The sequence below is a fragment of the Ochrobactrum sp. BTU2 genome, from assembly GCF_024539785.1.
In the GTDB taxonomy this organism is placed as follows: Bacteria; Pseudomonadota; Alphaproteobacteria; order Rhizobiales; family Rhizobiaceae; genus Brucella; species Brucella anthropi.
Map to the genome: position 1 here is coordinate 725,471 of NZ_JAHWRG010000002.1, position 18,691 is coordinate 744,161.

Here is an 18,691-nt window from a genome sequence, read left to right on the forward strand (position 1 = left end):
GGTCAACTACTGAGCGGCGTTCTGCGCTGACCTATTATCCTGCCTCGCATGATAAAAATGCGATAGAAGGGAACGCAATGCGGCGGGCCGAAGTGGCTTGTGCAAAACTGTGACGTTCTCGTCTTCAGCGCGCTGGCGGACTTCCTTGGAACGATCGGCTGTCAGCAGGACGGCGGGTATTTCCACCTGAAACGTCTCGCGTGCAAAGCCGATCATATCGAGGCCGTTTTCGTGTAGAAGATGATAATCTGCGACGATCACATCGGGCGGTGTGGAGTGGTCGGCACAATAGTTCTTCAACGCTGCTCCACTGCGCAACGTCGTTACATGGCATCCCCACCCGCGAAGCAGCGTTTCCATTCCGGACAGGATGCTGGCGTCATTATCGATGCAGAGAACATCGAGCCCGGTCAGTTCCAGCGCTTTCTGCAGGCCGCGGCGGCTCTTCACGTCATCGGCGGGCACTTTTTCCTGTGAAACAGGAATGCGCAGGGTGAACATGGTTCCCTTATCGGGCGTCGAAGTCAGGGACAGCGGCAGCGACAGCAGCCTTGCGATGCGGTCGACAATGGAAAGGCCGAGGCCAAGCCCTTCCGCTTCCCGCATCCCCTCATCCAGTCGCGTGAACTCCCGGAAGACAAGTTTCAGCTTTTGCGATGGAATGCCGATGCCGGTATCGAACACCTGCAACTCCACAAAGGAACCACGACGCCGAACGCCGAGCAGAATACCACCCTTGCGGCTATATTTGATCGAGTTGGAAACAAGGTTCTGGATCAGGCGGCGAAGCATATTGCGGTCCGTTTTGACAACGATGCTCGACGGCACAACGCGCAACTTCAGCCCTTTGGCGGCTGCAAGAGGCGTAAAATCGGTAGCAATCTGGCTCATCAGCTTGTCGAGGTGAAACACCGAGAGGTCAGGCTTGAGTGACCCGGTGTCCAGTCGGGAAATATCCAGCACCATACCCAGAATGGCTTCCACGGCCTCCAGCGAGGAATCGATATTACGTGCGAATTCGCTCGTTTCGGAGCGTCCGAGTTTTTCGGCAAGCGCCGTACTATACAATCGCGCTGCGTTGAGAGGTTGCAGAATGTCATGACCGGCTGCTGCCAGAAAGCGTGTCTTTCCCTGATTGGCCTCTTCTGCTGCCGTCTGGGCCTTGGCGAGCTGCTGGTTGACGCGGGTCAGTTCTGCCGTGCGATCCGCCACGCGCTGCTCCAGCATTTCCGCTGCCTTCTGGCGCGTGACGTCGGCTTCGACTGCTGCCGTGATATCGGTATATGTCGCGACAATTCCGCCATCCGGCATCGGGTTGGATTGAATTTCCAGCACCTTGCCCGTCGATTTCATGTCGATGCGCCATGGCTGGCGCACAGCTGCGAGCGAGCGGATGACCCCGTTCTGCGCGTTGAACGATATATCGCCGCGGCTGTGCAGCTGTTCCACGATTTCCGAAACGGGTATCCCGACCTGCATCACTTCATCTGGGAGATCGAAAAGCTTGCGGAACTGCCGGTTCCAGAAAGTCAGCCTCAGATCCTTGTCTAAAACGGTAATTCCCTGTTCCATCTGATCGAGGGCCGTTTGCAGCAGATTGCGGTTTTGCTGCAAGGCGGTCGAAGCATCGTCAAGGAGCTGTCGCGCGTCACGTCCTGATGCATCGCTCTTCTGCAAAAGCAGTGACAGTACAAGGCGCGCCGATGCCGAGCCGACGGCTGTGCCGAGCAGCTGCTCCGCATGACGGATGAGCGGTGTGTCGACAGTCATGCCCGGATCAAGCCGCCTCTGTTCCCTTCCTTCAAAGCGCAGAAAGGCGCGCTCGACACGTTCCGCACCGAGATAGCGCGCCATGGTGGCTTTCAGTTCGGCAACAGTGACGGTTGTGCGGAAGCGCTTGAGCGTCGGCGTGCCGATGAAATAACGCGGCAGGAAGATGCTTGCCTGAATGCGTTCGAGCGGTGTCGAGGTTCGTGAAAGGGAACCAAGGATGTAGAAGAGCGTATTGGCTGCAAGGCTCCACATCACGCCATTGGTCAGCGGGAGAGCGTTGGTTCCGAAAAGCGCTTCGGGACGTAGCGCCGTAAAGCCAAGGAAGCCGTCGCGCAGAATGGCAGCATTTTCCGGCGCCATCGTTGGCAGCAGCAATGTGTAGGCCCAGACTAGAAATCCCGCTGACAGACCCAGCATGGCACCGCGCCCATTCGCATTGCGCCAGAACAATCCGCCGATGAAAGCCGGAACAAACTGGGCAATTGCAGCAAAGGAAACGAAGCCGATCGAAGCAAGATGGATGTTGTTGGAGGTAAACCGATAATAGGCGAATGCGAATGCCAGAATGCCGATAATGGTGAGGCGACGTGTGTTCAGAATGACTTTGGTCAGGTCTCGCTGTTCGGCGGCATGTTGCTTCGCGAGACGCCGGATGAAGAGCGGCAACACCAGATGGTTTGAGATCATGATCGAAAGCGCAACGCAGGCGACGATGACCATCGCCGTTGCCGCTGACAATCCGCCGAGAAAAGCCACCAGTGCGAGCCAATGAGCGCCTGCCGCCAGCGGTAAAGCCAGAACGTACAAATCTCCGCTGACATTGCCTCCGAGCGTCATCACGCCAATCAGCGCGATGGGAAAGACGAAGATATTGATGAGGACCAGATAAAGCGGGAAGAGCCAGGAGGCTGTTCGCAGTTCCTTTTCACTCCGGCTTTCCACCACGGTCACATGGAATTGTCGCGGCAGCATGATGATGGCGGCGGCACTAAGTGCGCTTTGTACGATCCATGTGCCGATGGATGTCTGATAGTGGAACGCTTCCAGCGCTTCTGGTGATTGGGATATCTGATTGATCAGTTGCGATGGGGCGCCGAACAGAAAGAAGGTGCAGGCAAAGCCAACGGTCAGGAAGGCGCAAAGCTTGATGACGGATTCCAGAGCCACAGCCAAAATAAGGCCGTTCTGATGTTCCGTGGCGTCGGTATGGCGGGTGCCGAAGAGGATCGCAAAGACAGCGAGCACAGCGGCAACGGGGAGGGAGATGTCACCGAATATGAATACCGACGGATCGACGGCTGATCCGTAATGCTCCATGACAAGACCGACACTGCCAGAAACGGCTTTGAGCTGCAGCGCGATATAGGGGATCGAGCCGACGGCTGCGATGCAGGTCGCAAGAGAGGCTACACCGAAGCTCTTGCCGTAGCGGGCAGCGAGAAAATCAGCAATTGACGTGATGTGCTCGGATTTCGCCAGTCGCACGATATGCCGCAGCAGCCGGTTGCCGAGCGTAAAGACGAGAATGGGGCCGATATAGATTCCAAGGAACTCAAGACCGCGCTGAGCCGATAAGCCGACAGAGCCGAAGAAGGTCCAGGAGGTGCAGTAAACGGCCAGACTGAGCGCATAGATGTAGGGGCGCGGAGCACTGTTCCAGCGCGACGTGCGCCGGTCGCCGATGCTGGCAACTGCAAAAAGCAGCAGCAAATATAGAAAGGCGGCGCCAATAATACCCCAGCCCTGCATAGTCGGCCTGTTCCCTCACTCCTCGATCATGATTTGACGCAAGCACTTTCGGTGCATTCGTGCAAGATTATTGATGAAAAACAGTGTGTTTTAGCGGTTTCATCTTTTCTTTGGTAATTTTCGCCTACACACTAGGAGTGTGATCCCGAAGAAGTGCACGTCATTTTTCAGGATAGCATTTGAAATGGCAGGGCGCCTTTCAGTTTCGCTTCTGAGATGGGCCCTGCCATCCACTGCCAGTTTATCTGGTGCCCAGGTTGATTTGGCGAACGCCACCGCGGCAGGACGGCCCCAACGGTCCGCGTTCGTGAGGGAGACAGGTAATGCTAAAGGAATTCAAGGAATTCGCCCTGAAGGGCAATATGGTCGATCTGGCCATCGGTGTCATTATTGGCGGGGCGTTCGGCGGCCTCGTCAATTCCATCGTCAACGATATCATCATGCCGATCATCGGTCTGATCACTGGCGGTATCGATTTTTCGAATATGTTCATACAGCTGGCAGGTGAACCCAGGGCCACACTGGCAGCTGCCCGTGAAGCCGGTGCGACTATTGCCTACGGCAATTTCGTCACGCTTCTCATCAACTTCCTGATCATCGCATGGGTATTGTTCCTTGTGGTGAAGGGAATGAACCGCATGAAGAAGAAGGAAGAGGCAAAGCCGGAACCGGAAGCACCGCGCGAGGAGGTCCTGCTGACCGAAATTCGCGATCTTCTGGCAAAGCAGAAAGCCTGATTGATTCAGAACTGGCGAACGAATGCGGGGCCTTGTGGCCCCGTTTTCTTTTGATCCATAAATACGCTTGATCGGACCATCACAAAAAGCCGCGTGATTTCGCTAACGGGCCTTGATAAGCACGAAATCAAAATCGAAGTTCAACGCGGGGAAATCATGACGCTCATAGCCAATCTTCGTCGGGAAGCAGCTCAATCACCCGAAAGCGGGATTGTGGCGGTCGCCAATCACGGACGCGGGCGCGAGGGGCTCATCCCGCTTTGGGTAGGCGAGGGAGATCTTTCGACGCCCGATTTCATCCGCGCCGCGGCCCAAAAAGGTATCTCTGAAGGCGAGACCTTCTATACCTGGCAGGCTGGCATCCCGGAACTGCGGGAGGCGCTGGCTCGCTATCACGCGCGTCATTTCCCGCTGCCCCTGAAACCGGAGAACTTCTATGTCACCGGCTCCGGTATGCACGCCATCGAAATGGCGCTGACAGCAACTGTTGGGGCGGGCGAAGAGGCGATTTATCTTTCCCCGGCCTGGCCAAATTTTGTTGGCGCAGCTGGTCTGGCAGGCGCTGTTCCGGTTCCGGTCGAGCTGGAATTCGGTGCCAATGGCTGGATGCTCGATCCAGAAAAGATCGCAGCCGCCATCACGCCGCGCACGAAAGCACTCTTCATCAATACGCCATCCAATCCCACCGGCTGGACAGCGGACCGTGAGACATTGCAATTCATTCTCGATCTTGCCCGCAAGCATGGTCTCTGGATCATCGCCGACGAGATTTATACCCATTTCTATTATGGTGGCGGTCGCGCTCCATCCTTCATGGATATTATGGAGCCGGATGATCGCATCATCTTCGTCAACTCGTTCTCCAAGAACTGGGCGATGACGGGCTGGCGTGTCGGCTGGATGACGGTGCACCCGTCACTGGGGCCGATCATTGAAAATCTGATCCAATATTCGAATTCGGGTGTTGCCCAATTCATGCAACGTGGTGCCGTTACGGCTCTCGATGAAGGCGATGCCTTTATTTCGATGCAGGTTGAACGGGCGCGTTCGACGCGCGATAGCCTGTGCGCAGCGCTGTTATCGACCGGCAAAGTTCGCCTGACGCCGCCTCAAGGGGCATTTTATCTTTTCTTCGGCGTGGATGGTGTCGGGGATTCGGTCAAGGCGGCCATCGATATGGTGGACAATGCCAATGTCGGTCTGGCACCTGGCAGCGCTTTTGGCCTCGGCGGCGAAGGTTTTTTCCGTCTCTGTTTCTGCCGCGATCCGGAACAAGTGGACGAAGCCGCACGGCGGCTCGTGCGCTGGATCGAAAAGCTCTGACAAAAAAGGCCGCTCGAAGCGGCCTTTTTATTGGAGAATTCCAGAAATTGTCAGCCGCCAGCCTTGGAGACCATCAGCGGAATGATCCGCTCGGAACTGGCTGGCTGCGAAACAGTGGGCTCTGCATAAGGAATGCCGAGTGCATTCCAGACTTCCAGCAAGGCATCCTTGAGGCCGTCGATCAGGGCGTCGTCATGCAGAGGCGACGGCGTGATACGCAGTCTTTCGGTTCCGCGTGGCACGGTCGGATAGTTGATCGGCTGGATATAGATGCCGTGCACTTCCAGCAAACGGTCGCTGGCTTTCTTGCAAAGTTCAGGATCGCCGACCAGAATAGGCACGATATGCGTTTCGGACGGCATCACGGGGAAACCTGCGGCCGAAAGCACGTCCTTTGCGCGCTGCGCCTGACGTTGCTGACCGTTACGCTCCACCTGCGAATTCTTCAAATGCCGGATGGCGGCCGTCGCAGATGCGGCAACTGCTGGTGGCAAAGAGGTCGTAAAGATGAAGCCCGGTGCATAGGAGCGTACGGCGTCAACAATCGCGCGCGAACCGGTAATATAACCGCCGAGAGCGCCAAAAGCCTTGGCAAGCGTGCCCTCGATAATATCGATGCGATGTGCCAGACCGTCGCGTTCGGTAATGCCGCCGCCGCGCGCGCCGTACATGCCAACAGCATGAACTTCGTCGATATAGGTCATGGCATTATATTTGTCGGCGAGGTCGGCGATCTTCTCGATCGGCGCGATATCGCCATCCATCGAATAGACGGATTCGAACACGATCAGCTTGGCGCGCGCCGGATCGGCGGCCTTCAAAAGCTGTTCCAGATGCTCGACGTCATTGTGACGGAAAATCTTCTTTTCCGCGCCTGAACGACGCACGCCTTCGATCATCGAGGCATGGTTCAGTTCGTCGGAGAGGATGAGGCAGTTCGGCAGCAGCCGTGCAATCGTGGAAATCGAAGCTTCATTGGAAACGAAGCCCGACGTGAAAACGAGACCAGCTTCCTTGCCATGCAAATCGGCGAGTTCGGTTTCGAGTTCAACGAGCGGATGGTTATTGCCGGAAATATTGCGCGTGCCGCCGGAACCTGAGCCAGCATTGTCAGCTGTATCGCACATTGCCTTGATTACGTCGGCGTGGTGTCCCATGCCAAGATAATCATTGGAACACCAGACGGTGATTTCACGGGCAGTGCCATTGTTGCGCCAGATAGCTCGGGGGAAACGTCCGACAATACGTTCAAGATCGGCAAAAACGCGGTAACGCTTCTCGGCGTGCAACTGGTCGATCGCTTCTTCGAAAAAACGGCGATAGTCCATAATGCGCTCCTTAGTCTGTGCACTAACTAGCGCTTTTGGCACTTGCCGTCCATGGCGCATTGATGGGCAATTTGCCACGTTTGTGTGAAGCAGCATTGATTGAAATCAAGCAAATCGGCTCGACGATCAAAATACCGGCGACGAAGTTTTCATCACGAAGCGTGTCGGGGGCTGTTACAGAGTGATCGGCTTCAACAAAGAGTTGCTTGAATGAAGCGCAACAAAATACCAGCTTTTTGTGACCTTCATTGAAAACCTGGCACCTTTATGAAACCAACGCGAACGGTGATGAACTATCCAGCCTCGGCGACCGGCGACTGGACTGCCTATTGGCGCGCCTCACCGATGCGACATCTGCGCTTGCGTTGGAGGCACGTGCAGCTTTCGGTTCCGCATCGAAAAAAATCGGCAAATCTGATTGCTGCATCCGGAAGCTTCGAGGCTTTACGGCCAGGCGATCTGCCGCTTGTTTGCGTGGTTCGCAATGCTGCGCCCTATATGAAGTCGTTTCTGCGCTATTATCGCGAGATGGGTGTTACGCGTTTCATCGTTGTAGATGACCGATCGGACGACGGAACGACTGAAATCTTGTCCAGTGCTCCTGATGTGGATTTGTTCACCTCGGACGTTGGCTACGCACAGGCTGACCGCGGACGTGCCTGGCGCGATGCCCTGTTCAATCTCTACGGACGCGGGCGCTGGTATTTGTCGGTTGATGCTGACGAGTTCTTCGTATTTCCGAGAATGGAGCAACGGGATATCCGCTCTTTTATCGAGGAGCTGGAGGGGAATGGAATTCGTCGGTGTCTGGCACCGATGATCGACATGTATCCCGGCGGTCTGCTGCGTGAAGGAGTCTTCGTCGATGACGGGACGAAATATCCGTTCGAGGTTTCATCGCATTTCGACGGCGACGGCTACACGGCGACATGGGAGAAGTTCGGGGTAGCGGTGCGTGGTGGACCGCGTTTGCGCCTGTTCGGACGCAGCATGCGACTTTCAAAATTTCCGCTGATTTGGGTCGATGAAAAGACGGATTATCGCCGGGGCAGCATTCATGGGCCGGGTCCATGTTTCCGGAATTTTCTTCCGGCAACCGGTGCTCTTCTCCATTACCGCTTTTCTTCGCTTTCGGTCGGCGAGTTCAAACGTATTGCCTCCGAAAAGAGCCATGCCGGCGGAGCAGAGCACTACCGCGCAATCGTCGAGAACGAGCGTTTTTCAGACGATCTTTCGCTCGTCTATGAAGGTTCGGTCCAGTACACAGGCCCGGATTGTCTCGTGAGGCGCGGCTTCATGGCTGATTTGCACGACATAGAGCGTGGAGCCAAGCCGAGGAGCCGACTTAGCGCGTGAACGTTTTCCGCAGGAATTGCAGCAATATATCATTGCGCCTGATTGTAAGACGCGGAATGCCGAACGGATCATCATTTGACCGTGCGCGGCGTTTTTCCGTCGTCGTCGCGTTTGTATAGCCTGCCGCTTCGACGATCTTGCGTGTCACTGCGTTTTCTCCGCCGTAAGGATAGGCGAAAGACGTGACCTCACGACCGAGCAGGTCTTCAATCTTCATGCGTGATTGCTGGATTTGCGTGATGGCTTCCTGTTCGCTTATTTCCGGCAGGAGGACATGGTCGAGCGTATGGGAACCGACTTCATGACCAAGATCTGCCCATTCGCGCAATTCGGAAACGCTCATACAGTTGGCGCGCGCAACGCCAATCTTCTGGTCCCAGAGATTGAAGCCGCCGATCTGGTTGGCCACGAAATAGTTCGTGGCGGTGAAGCCAAACTCCTGCAGCACGGGCAGGGCATTACGGAACACATTCTCGAAACCGTCGTCAAACGTGATGACGGCGACTTTGCCCTGTTTCCCGCCGTAAATGTAAGGAATTGCGTCCCTCACCGACAGGCCGCGATAACCCAGCCGTTTCAGCCAGGCCATCTGCTGGCGAAAGCGATCCGGGTGCACGATCATACTGCGATAGGGCGTGCGGTGTTGCGGTGGCACGTCAATCTGATGATACAGGAAAATCGGAACAGGCACGGGAAACCTCAGATAGCTGCGCGCGAGCGCGATTTTATCTTCCAGCGATAAAGCGGGCGCAAGATTTCACGCTTCAGCTTGTCGGGCAAGGAACGCGATTTCTGGATCGTGCTGCCGCCAAGCTGTACCGAGATTTCCTTCACTCCGCCCGGAAGAACGGATAGCGGTTTGAGTCCCGTAACCCAGTTCATTTGTGCCGTGGTGTCGACCGGGCGGTCGAACACTTCGGTTGCAGAGAGCAAGCGCTGCGCGGCTTCCCGCCCGACAAGCTGCGCCACCATGCCAAGGCCGACCGGTACAGGTTCGATGATCCGCAGTGTTTCGGTGTTCAGCACTACGCGCCCGCTTTCACGCTCGCGAAACGGAAAGCGGATGAAGCTATCGGCCTTGAGAATCTGGCACGCAGCGGAATAGGCAGCGGCAAATTCCGGTGTCAGCTCCACATCGTCTTCCAGCACGAGACCTGCATCCAGTTCCTGATCGACAATCGCCTGCCAGGCCTTCCGGTGCGAAAGAAAGCACGCGATTTCGTTGGTGCTGAGCTGGAATGGATAGCGGGGCTTGTGCGCCGATCGCCGATAAACGCGGCTGATTGTTTGCGCATCGAGTGTGCGCCCGTCGACGGCGTTCACTACGTCCGTCTCTACAGGCAGCCTACGAACAAGTTCTTCGACTTGCGGCTGCCGGTCGGTGGCGCGCTCCAGATGGATGATGAAAGCCTTGACGGCCCTTTGGGGGCCATCATTCGCAGTGATGTCAGGACGCGTTTCGTTCATGGTCCTTATCTACCTTGTAGCATACAGAAAGCTCAAGGTATTTTGCAGATCAGACCGGCTTCCAGCCCGGCTCGACACTATCGGCTTCCGCTCGCCACAAATCGGCGTAGTCGACATTCTGCCAATCCTTGAACCACGGGCCGCCGCGTGTGTAATGCACCACTTTCGGCAGGCCGGTTTCCGGCTTCTCGTTCCAGCCTTCCAGCCAGTTGTAATCCGTCGGCAGAGCGCCAATTTCATCATCGGCAGCCCATTGCATGCGGTGCAGGTAGGCGCCGGTTTCGCTGTTGATCAGCTCCGGCGTCAACTGGCGTGTCGACGGATGCTCGCAGTTGAACAGCATACAGGACGACCAGTTCTTGCGTGGATAGCTGGTCTGCACCTTGCCATCCATCTTCACACTATCCTTGGGCTGATAATCGTGCTGAACGCAATAAACGGCTTTTGAAGGGTCATTGTAAGCTTGGAGGCCAGCAATATCGCCCAGAAAAAGAAAGTCACAATCGCAGAAAAGCGCCCACCCTTTGTAGCCCGCAAGCCATGGCGTGAAAAACCGCGAATAGGTAAACTCCGTCGATGCCAGTGGATCGACTTCCCGCGTGTAGACCCCTCGATCGACCAGGTCCTGCAACTTGATCGGCACGATCTCCAGCGGAATAGAGGAATGCTTCAATGCGGATGCTTTGGCGACTTCATATGCGATGGGCTCGCGAGAATCCCATCCGATGAAAATGCGTAACGGTTCACTCATTCATAGGCTCCTCTAAAGAGATTGTGTCGTGATCGTTCCCCACGTTTTCCGCCGGAAATTATAGTGATGGCGCTGGGTCACTGGATGAGGCTGATGCGTCCGGATTTGACCTTCTGCTCAACCCAACTGCGCTCATCTCCCCAGGTGTGGCGTTTCCAGCCTTCCCAGGTGAAGCCGCAGATTTTAACGTCCCAGCTTTCCTCCGGACATTTTCCGAGCATGTACCAGATGCCAAAAAAGCCGGTGCTTGGAAAGGCTTTGCTTATATTCTCGTCGGTTACACCCAGCTCTTTGCATCCGGCCAGATAGAATTGGGGCGGCATGATCCGGATTTCCTTGCCAGCAGAGCCGACAACTTCGATGGTCTGCATAGTCCAGTCGCCACGCCTTCCCTTGAGACGGGAGAGGAAATTCGGACCAGGGTGATATTTGCGGATGATGCTTGGATGATAGGCAAGCATCACTTCCTTGGCCGCCTTGAAAGTCGGTGTCTGCACGAAGCCCGGATCGCGTAGCCGCCGCTGCATCGGCTTGCTTGAGGTTGCCAGCATCAGGAGATCTGTCCGGGTGCCGCTCATGCCGATGGACTTTTTTGGCTCATTGAAACGGACCACAAAATCGGCAGCATCCACTTCGGCAGAAAGATCGCGCGGCAAAGGCGCATTGCCGACGATGATCAATGTCTTTTTCATGCACTCCAACTCTAATTAGAATGAACCGGTGCCTGTGTCGAAACAGTAGGTATATCTAAATTAGAATTACATAATGATTACAACAATAGGAGGCAATTTCCTTTGTTGTTGGGAAATCCGGGTGAAATGCTAGGATTTCGCTGCAATCACAGCAGCCATGCAGGATATGCACTTCTCAAAAGACAGAGAAAGGCGGAAGCTCACTATCGGGAGGAAGATAAAAAAAGGGGATACCACCATGAATCTTCGCACCCATTTCCATCGCTGGATGCAGTATCGCGAAAATATTCGCGAACTTAGTGGCTGCACGGACCGCGAGCTTTCCGATCTCGGCCTTTCACGCACCGATATTCATCGCGTCGCCCGCGAAGCCGCTTTTGCTTGAACCAGCGGACCAAGGCCGTTTCCCTGTTTCGGGAACCGGCCTGTTTCGATCCGCAAAATCTTCCAAAACCTACACGTCACCCGGCTTCTTGAAGCGAATGTGAATGTTGTCGCCTGCGAGGTCGAAGCCTGCATAATTGCGCTGAAAGGCAATGAGCGCGTCGTTGACGCCCTTTGAATAATCGTCTTCCTGCACATCGATATGGTGCCGGTAGAGAATCCTGTCGTCCTTATAGAATATAACCTGACCTTCCATCATAGCCTCCTTCTGATGAAGCGCTGAGCAGAAATCCGTTGGCGGTTTCAGGCGTCGCGCGCTTTGAAACGGGTGGGTAGAGCAATGTTCTACACACGGGCCTATGGCTGAAGAGGTGCCGGGGGCACTTATCCAGTCGGTATATCTATTTGAGATAGGCGATATGGCGGGCGTTTCAAGATGATGCGGTGCCGGTTCCGGCCTTGCTCAGCTCGAGCCAGGCACGAGCGGCATGAGACAGGAATGCGCCTTTTCGCCAGATCAGTGCCAGATTCCAGTTCACATCGGCACCTTTGATCCTGTGGATGCGCACGCCGGGATGATGCCGCTGTTCCGCGATCATTTTTGGTAGAAAGCCGATGCCCATGCCTGCCGCTACGAGCTCGACGATGAAGTCAATCTGACTGGAGCGGACCGCAACGTTTGGAGAGAATCCATGCGAACGACATGCATCAAGGATAATGTGGTTGAGGGCAAAGCCGCTCTCGAAAAGAATGAACGGCAGGCTGGCAATGTCCTGCAGCGAAACGCCGTCACCGCGTGCAAGCGCATGATCGGTCGGGAGAAGCGCCACAACCGGTTCGCACCGCACATCCTGCCACTCGAAGCTGTCTTCAACCGGCAGAAGCGAAGCCGCAAGTTCCACATCTCCGGCAAGCAGCAATTCCTCCAGCCTCCGGCTGCCGTGCTCGACCAGCTGAATGTCGATTTCCGGATAAAGCTTCGTATAAGCCGCAAAGACGGGAGCGAAAAGCACGCTGGACCCGATGGGCGGCAGGCCGAGTTTCAGCAGGCCGCGCTTGAGGCCGCGGAGCTCACCCAGCTCGGCCAGCATGTCGTCTTTTTCCGCCAGCATGGCGACCGCGCGACGAAAGACAATCTCACCTGCCGTTGTGAGGCGAGAGGGAGAGATTTCACGATCCAGCAGAACCAGCCCCAATTCGTCTTCAAGCTGTCTGACCGCCTTGCTGACGGTCGACTGGGTCGCGTTGATGGTTTTTGCGGCGGCGGAAAAACCGCCTTGCCGCACCACTTCGACAAAGGCCTGGAAGCTGCGCAAGTTCATGAGCCATTCTATTACGGAATAGCTGCAATGAAATCAATTCATTTCTAGAATAGCGCCAGAAGGCCTATATTCACCCATGAAAATGCATCAGTCCCCATTGGAAAAGCACATGAACGCCCACAGCCTTTTGATCCGGTTTCGTTACGCACTGCATCACAGCCGTCTGATGCAGATTGCGACGCTGGTCGGTTTCTGGCTGGCGGGTGAGCTTTTCGTCCGCCTCGTCGGTCTGCCTCTGCCGGGTGGCATTGTCGGTATGGCGCTGGTGCTGGCGCTGCTCCTGAGCGGTCGTGTTAGCTTGTTCAGCATGAAGCGCGGCGCAGAATGGTTTCTAGCAGAAATGTTGCTCTTCTTCGTTCCCGCAGTGCTTGCAATTCTCGAGCATAAGGAACTGCTCGGTCTGCTCGGTCTGAAAATCATGGCTGTGATTTTGCTCGGCACGTTGACGGTCATGAGTGTCACCGCACTGACGGTTGATCTCTGCTACCGCTGGAGCCTGCGTTATGTCGCTAAGTAATCCGCTTGTTGCGACGCTTTTCTGGTCTGCCGCGACGATCCTGCTTTATCTAGCTGCCAAGCGCGTCTATCGCCGCTTTCCGATGTGGTGGTTGACGCCGCTCGTTGTTACGCCATTGTTGCTGATAGCGCTGGTCATTGGGCTCAATCAGAACTATCGCGGCTATTTCGGTGCTACCCACTGGCTGGTTGCGCTGCTTGGACCTGCAACGGTTGCTTTTGCGGTCCCGATTTACCAGCAGCGCGCAACGATCCGCCGCTATTGGCCGGTGCTTCTGGCCGGTGTGGTCGTCGGAAGTTCGTCTGCCATGGCTTCCGCATGGGGTCTGGCGCATCTGCTGGGCCTCAACGAAGCAATCAGCCTCAGCCTGATGCCACGTTCAATGAGCACACCGTTTGCGATGACCGTCTCTGGCGACATTGGTGGAACGCCTGACCTGACAGCAATCTTCGTGGTGCTGACAGGTGTGTTCGGTGCAGCTCTCGGTGAAGTCATGCTCAACTGGCTGCCGATCCGCTCCGCGCTGGCACGCGGAGCCCTTTTCGGTATGGGTGCGCACGGAGCCGGTGTGGCCAAGGCCCACCAGATCGGTAGCGAAGAAGGTTCGATTGCCGGGCTGGTCATGGTGCTTGTTGGCCTCGTGAATGTGCTTGCTGCTCCCCTGATTGCCCACTTTTTGTGAGAGCCTAATTTTACAGGCCATTCTTTAAAAACGCCCGGTTTCCGGGCGTTTTCTGTATTAGCGAATCTGCCTTTTTCTTGAGCATCAACGTCTTTGCATAACTGATATGCATTAATGACCGTTGCTGCAGTGAAGGGGGGCGGGTAAATATCTCTTCATCGAGTTCACTCCTCCTCCCAGAACTCGATAAGGAATGCGGCACTCCTCCTCCCAAGCCGTATTCAAGATCAGGCCGCGCATCCTCCTCCCGCGCGGCCTTTTTCTTTTTTAGCTCCCCTGCATCCTGCTTCGCTTTCAACTCCGTGCGTTGACAATGCGTAACTGCATAGCCCCATAGGCAAGCTGCAGCATCTGCTCTATCTCTGATTCAAGTTTTGAATCGGGGAGACAGTGTCCATGACAAGCGGCATCCACCACATCACCCTCATCACCCGAAAAGTGCAGGCGAATGTCGATTTCTATGCCGGCTTTCTGGGGCTGCGTATCGTCAAGCAAACAGGCGGGTTCGAGGATGCCGAGCAGCTGCATCTGTTCTATGGCGACCGCTCGGGCACGCCCGGATCGTTGATTACGTTTCTGGTCTGGGAAGATGGTGCCAAGGGGCGTGTTGGCCACGGTCAGGTCAGCGAAATCGCGCTTGCCATCGATCGCACGGCCATCGGTTTCTGGCTCGAACGCGCCTTGCGTTATCATGTGCCTTCCGAAGGACCGGTTCAGGAGTTTGGCGAACCTGTTCTGCGCCTGCGCGATCCCGACGGTGTGATCGTCAAGCTTGTCGGCTGCGATCTTGCCGCCAATGATGCGTGGGAAAGCGAAGGCATTCCGCCAGCTTGCGCCGTCAGGCGTTTGCGTGCCGCGACTATTCTGTCCGAAGCGCCGGAACAGACGGCAGGTTTCATCGAACGTTATTTCGGTTTCAGGCCTTCGGCGAAAGAAGGCACGATAGATCGTCTTCTGTCGGATTCCGGCGACGCCATCGATGTGCGTGACGCCGGCGGCTTCTGGCCGGGCATCCCCGGCACGGGCATTGCCGATCATGTCGCTTTTCGTGCTGCAGATACTGGCGACGTGGAAATGGCGGAGAAGGAGCTTTCCAAGCTTAATTCCAGCGCCGTCAATGTGCACGACCGCAAATATTTCACGTCGCTCTATGTTCGCGAACCGGGCGGAACGCTGTTCGAATTTGCAACTGATGCACCGGGCTTTGCAATAGACGAGCCGGTCGAGAAACTGGGCCAGTTCCTGTTTGTGCCGCCCGGTAATGAAGAAAAGGCCGATGCCATTCGGGCACGAATGCCGCAATTCGCTCTGCCGGGCGAAGAGCGCGTCATCTATCGTGATCTGCCTTTCGTTCATCGGATACACCAGCCGGAAGACCCGGATGGCAGTACACTGGTGCTTTTGCATGGCACTGGTGGAAACGAAAACGACCTGATGCCGTTCGCCCGCAAGGCTGCGCCGCGCGCAACCCTTCTGGGGGTACGGGGACGCAGCACGGAAGAGGGTATCCAGCGCTGGTTCCGCCGCTTCGATCTGAAAAAATTCGATCAGGCCGATATTCAGTTTGAAGCGCAGGCATTCGAGGCTTTCGTTGAAGGTGCCGCCGCCGCTTATGGTATCGATTTGAATCGGACAGCCTTTATCGGGAACTCCAACGGCGCAAATTTGCTGGCGGCTTTCATACGCCTGCATCCGCATGTGGTTCGCACGGCGGTTCTTCTGCGCGGTCAGGAGGTTCTGGAGGAGCAGCCCGATGGTGCGGATTTGTCGGATGCTTCAGTGCTTTTGATGAATGGTGCTTCCGATCCGTTCGGCGATGAGACCGGAACGCTGGAAAAAGTCCTGAGAGACGACGGGGCGGCGCTTACCATCAGCACGGTCGAAGCAGGGCATGCACTCATCGATGAAGATATCCTCATTGTAAGCGACTGGCTTCGGGACAAGATATAAATAAAAGGGCCGCGGAGAATTCCGCAGCCCTTTTACTATATTAATCGAGGGGCTTCAGGTTACGCTCGATGGCTTCGCGCTTTCCTTCGAGGAAAGGTGGAAGCGACAGGCTCTCGCCAAGGCTTTCAAGTGGTTCATCAACAGCGAAACCCGGACCGTCGGTAGCGATTTCGAACAGGATACCGTTCGGCTCGCGGAAGTAGAGCGAGCGGAAGTAGTAACGTTCCACTTCGCCGCTTGACGGCATGCGCACGGACCGCAGACGGTCGACCCATTCCTGCATGCTTTCCTGATCCGGCGTGCGGAAGGCCACATGGTGCACGGCGCCCGCACCCTGCCATGCAGTCGGCAGGTTCGGCTGTACCGCGACATGCAGTTCGGCGGCGGCACCGCCCGGCCCCATGGAGAAGACATGGACATGGCCTTCGCCGTCAGGCGAAGCGTAATCGCCGGTCTGGCGCATGTTCATGACCTTTTCCAGAATGATCTGGGTCGGCGCCAGTTCGGGAACGCTAAGCGTAATCGGTCCGAGACCTCTGATCTGCCTTTCAGCAGGCACGGGACTCCGGTCCCAGCTATGTGCCTCACCCGCGCCGCCATCATCGGTCAGGCGCAAGCGCTGCCCTTCCGGGTCTTCGAAGTCGAGAGCAGCCCGTCCCGCGACCTCGAAAATATCGCCCGTCTGGACGCCTTTATCGTTAAGGTGCTTTCGCCACCAATCGAGACTTTCGACACCGTTCACACGCAAACCGGTGCGGGCGACGCTGTTGGTGCCGCGCTGTTCGCGCTGTACCGGCCAGTCGAAAAAGGTGATGTCCGTGCCGGGCGAAGCCAGCCCGTCTGCGTAGAACAGATGGTAGGCGCTGGTGTCGTCCTGATTAACGGTTTTCTTGACGAGCCGAAGCCCGAGCGTGTCGGTATAGAAGCGCCGGTTGCCGGGCGCATCGGCGGTAATGGCTGTCAGATGGTGCAGCCCTGTCAGTTCCAATGCCATAATGTGCCTCCTTCAGAAACGGAGTTGCTGTTGGGGGATATATCGGTCTGGGCTGATCGTGAGGAAAGTATCACCTGTTGAACAGTGTGTAACCCATAAGCCGCAATCGCCTTGCGTTCCGACAACGGTGGATAATTGGGGCTTGGCAGAAGGTTTCAGGTAAAGAATATATTAACCCTCAAAGTTCGGGTGTAATACCAAAACTAGATGAGTTTGACCCATCGAGTTTTGGTTAAGCCTGTGCGGCGATTGAGCATTTTCAGGGCGTGATGCGTCAGCATCTCAGCGCCCTCGTATAAGAGACCTGCTGGCGTAGCGTTGAGGGAGTTTGGTTTTGCGGCGCGTTTTTTCTCAGACTGCCCCTGCGTTGCTTGTTCTTTTGTCTGTGCTTGCCGGTTGCGCCAGCCGGCCTGAAGGCGTGCTTATCCCGGTCGGCGATGTCGCTTCGCCCGGTACGACGAAGGTGAATCTTGTCGTTGCCACCACGCGCCGTCCGTCTGATAATCCCGGCATTCTTTTCTCCGGCGAACGCGACAAGCTCGTGTCGCTCAACGAGATCGTTGTGTCCATTCCGCCGGAAAAGAACCGCAAGGCGGGTGAAGTGCAGTGGCCCAAGAAGCTGCCGCCAAATCCGCAGAAGGATTTCACCACCGTCAGCGTGACACCGGTCAAGACCGATGTGGAAATGGCAGGCTGGGTCCGCCCGCATCTGACTAAAAGCCGCCGCGTAATGGTGTTCGTGCACGGCTTCAACAATACGTTCGAGGATTCCGTCTATCGCTTTGCGCAGATCGTGCACGATTCCGGTGCCGATGTTGCACCGGTGATCTTTACCTGGCCATCGCGCGCCAGTGTTTTCGACTACAACTACGACAAGGAAAGTACCAATTATTCCCGCGATGCGCTGGAACAGATCTTGCGCGCCATCGCGCGTGAACCCGAGGTCAAGGATATCACTGTCATGGCCCATTCGATGGGCAGCTGGCTGACGGTTGAGGCTCTGCGGCAGATGGCGATCCGCGACGGTCGCGTCAATGCCAAGATAACGGATGTCATTCTGGCATCGCCCGATCTCGACGTCGATGTGTTCTCCAAGCAGTTCCTTGCCATGGGCAAGCAGCATCCGCGCTTCACGTTGTTCACGTCGCGGGATGACAAGGCGCTTGCATTGTCACGGCGCATTTCGGGCAATATCGACCGTCTCGGCCAGATCGATCCGTCAATCGAGCCTTATCGCTCCGAGCTGGAAAAAGCAGGCATCACCGTTATCGACCTGACACAGCTGAAGGCGGGTGACCGTCTCAACCATGGCAAGTTTGCTGCAAGTCCGGAAGTCGTGCAGCTGATCGGTCAGCGCCTTGTTGCAGGCCAGACCATCACGGATTCGCAGGTGGGCCTCGGTGATCGTCTGGGGGCGGTAGCGATGGGTACGGCACAGGGTGTCGGCACGGCTGCCTCGCTGGTGGTGACAGCGCCGATTGCCGTGTTCGATCCGAACACGCGCAAAACCTATGACGAGCAGATTGACCGTTTCGGTCGTGCTGTCGGCAATACGGTTGGCGCGGTAACTACCCCCACGCAGTAAAGTATGCTGACAGCGTTCTTTCCTCTGCAGTTGTCATATTTGAGCTGACGCTGTAGGACTCGCGGCCAACAAATTCGGGCC

The 18,691-nt window shown here is 56.2% G+C and carries 17 protein-coding genes; 8 read left to right on the forward strand and 9 right to left on the reverse strand.

Translation table 11 applies throughout. The annotated features are described in order from the left end of the window. Window positions 1-6 precede the first annotated feature (6 nt). Window positions 7-3,522, reverse strand: coding sequence for a PAS domain-containing hybrid sensor histidine kinase/response regulator (locus KWJ32_RS08160; protein ID WP_010658230.1), 3,516 nt, complete (start codon window positions 3,520-3,522; stop codon window positions 7-9). 323 nt (window positions 3,523-3,845) lie between these two features. Here KWJ32_RS08160 and mscL point away from each other — a divergent pair, with 323 nt between their 5' ends. Then, window positions 3,846-4,259: a large conductance mechanosensitive channel protein MscL gene (gene mscL / locus KWJ32_RS08165; RefSeq protein ID WP_010658231.1), complete on the forward strand. Its 414-nt coding sequence runs from the start codon at window positions 3,846-3,848 to the stop codon at window positions 4,257-4,259. Window positions 4,260-4,415: 156 nt separating this feature from the next. Next, complete coding sequence (locus KWJ32_RS08170) at window positions 4,416-5,582, forward strand: pyridoxal phosphate-dependent aminotransferase (protein WP_010658232.1); 1,167 nt, start codon at window positions 4,416-4,418, stop codon at window positions 5,580-5,582. A 50-nt stretch (window positions 5,583-5,632) separates the two neighbouring features. On the opposite strand, the gene hemA is transcribed toward KWJ32_RS08170, so the two are convergent. After that, on the reverse strand, window positions 5,633-6,910 hold the full coding sequence (hemA, locus tag KWJ32_RS08175) for a 5-aminolevulinate synthase (RefSeq protein WP_010658233.1): 1,278 nt from the start codon (window positions 6,908-6,910) through the stop codon (window positions 5,633-5,635). Between the two features lie 288 nt (window positions 6,911-7,198). Between hemA and KWJ32_RS08180 the strand changes: the two genes are divergently transcribed. Beyond that, window positions 7,199-8,266 (forward strand): glycosyltransferase family 2 protein, encoded by a 1,068-nt coding sequence (locus KWJ32_RS08180; RefSeq protein WP_235691735.1) that lies wholly within the window; start codon window positions 7,199-7,201, stop codon window positions 8,264-8,266. Here KWJ32_RS08180 and KWJ32_RS08185 read toward each other — a convergent pair. The 4 genes from KWJ32_RS08185 to KWJ32_RS08200 form a co-directional block, all read right to left on the reverse strand. Then, window positions 8,256-8,957 carry a polysaccharide deacetylase family protein gene (locus tag KWJ32_RS08185; RefSeq protein WP_010658235.1) on the reverse strand — a complete coding sequence of 234 codons (702 nt, stop codon included), beginning with the start codon at window positions 8,955-8,957 and terminating at the stop codon, window positions 8,256-8,258. The two genes, KWJ32_RS08180 and KWJ32_RS08185, sit on opposite strands and share 11 nt — an antisense overlap. Window positions 8,958-8,965: 8 nt before the next feature. Then, complete coding sequence (locus KWJ32_RS08190; RefSeq protein WP_010658236.1) at window positions 8,966-9,733, reverse strand: glycosyltransferase family 25 protein; 768 nt, start codon at window positions 9,731-9,733, stop codon at window positions 8,966-8,968. A gap of 49 nt (window positions 9,734-9,782) precedes the next feature. Then, on the reverse strand, window positions 9,783-10,484 hold the full coding sequence (locus tag KWJ32_RS08195) for a hypothetical protein (RefSeq protein ID WP_010658237.1): 702 nt from the start codon (window positions 10,482-10,484) through the stop codon (window positions 9,783-9,785). Window positions 10,485-10,561: 77 nt separating this feature from the next. After that, entirely contained in the window at window positions 10,562-11,176 is a 615-nt protein-coding gene (locus KWJ32_RS08200; protein ID WP_010658238.1) for a glycosyltransferase family 29 protein, read from the reverse strand. A 238-nt stretch (window positions 11,177-11,414) separates the two neighbouring features. Between KWJ32_RS08200 and KWJ32_RS08205 the strand changes: the two genes are divergently transcribed. Next, window positions 11,415-11,561: a DUF1127 domain-containing protein gene (locus KWJ32_RS08205; protein WP_010658239.1), complete on the forward strand. Its 147-nt coding sequence runs from the start codon at window positions 11,415-11,417 to the stop codon at window positions 11,559-11,561. 69 nt (window positions 11,562-11,630) lie between these two features. On the opposite strand, the gene KWJ32_RS08210 is transcribed toward KWJ32_RS08205, so the two are convergent. Beyond that, entirely contained in the window at window positions 11,631-11,816 is a 186-nt protein-coding gene (locus KWJ32_RS08210; protein WP_010658240.1) for a hypothetical protein, read from the reverse strand. A gap of 175 nt (window positions 11,817-11,991) precedes the next feature. Beyond that, complete coding sequence (locus tag KWJ32_RS08215) at window positions 11,992-12,882, reverse strand: LysR family transcriptional regulator (RefSeq protein WP_010658241.1); 891 nt, start codon at window positions 12,880-12,882, stop codon at window positions 11,992-11,994. Between the two features lie 109 nt (window positions 12,883-12,991). On the opposite strand from KWJ32_RS08215, the gene KWJ32_RS08220 reads away from it, so the two are divergent. From KWJ32_RS08220 to KWJ32_RS08230, 3 genes are all read left to right on the forward strand, one after another. Next, on the forward strand, window positions 12,992-13,399 hold the full coding sequence (locus KWJ32_RS08220) for a CidA/LrgA family protein (protein ID WP_010658242.1): 408 nt from the start codon (window positions 12,992-12,994) through the stop codon (window positions 13,397-13,399). Beyond that, complete coding sequence (locus tag KWJ32_RS08225) at window positions 13,386-14,081, forward strand: LrgB family protein (protein ID WP_010658243.1); 696 nt, start codon at window positions 13,386-13,388, stop codon at window positions 14,079-14,081. The genes KWJ32_RS08220 and KWJ32_RS08225 overlap by 14 nt, the downstream gene beginning before the upstream one ends. A 396-nt stretch (window positions 14,082-14,477) precedes the next feature. Continuing rightward, window positions 14,478-16,031, forward strand: a complete 1,554-nt coding sequence (locus KWJ32_RS08230) for a VOC family protein (RefSeq protein ID WP_010658245.1) — start codon at window positions 14,478-14,480, stop codon at window positions 16,029-16,031. Between the two features lie 40 nt (window positions 16,032-16,071). Here the strand turns inward: KWJ32_RS08230 and KWJ32_RS08235 are convergent, their stop codons facing one another. Next, the gene (locus tag KWJ32_RS08235; RefSeq protein ID WP_010658246.1) at window positions 16,072-17,025 is read right to left on the reverse strand and encodes a ring-cleaving dioxygenase; all 954 of its coding nucleotides are present in this window, start codon (window positions 17,023-17,025) and stop codon (window positions 16,072-16,074) included. Window positions 17,026-17,353: 328 nt separating this feature from the next. On the opposite strand from KWJ32_RS08235, the gene KWJ32_RS08240 reads away from it, so the two are divergent. Continuing rightward, window positions 17,354-18,610, forward strand: coding sequence for an alpha/beta hydrolase (locus tag KWJ32_RS08240; protein ID WP_029375884.1), 1,257 nt, complete (start codon window positions 17,354-17,356; stop codon window positions 18,608-18,610). Window positions 18,611-18,691: the final 81 nt, after the last annotated feature.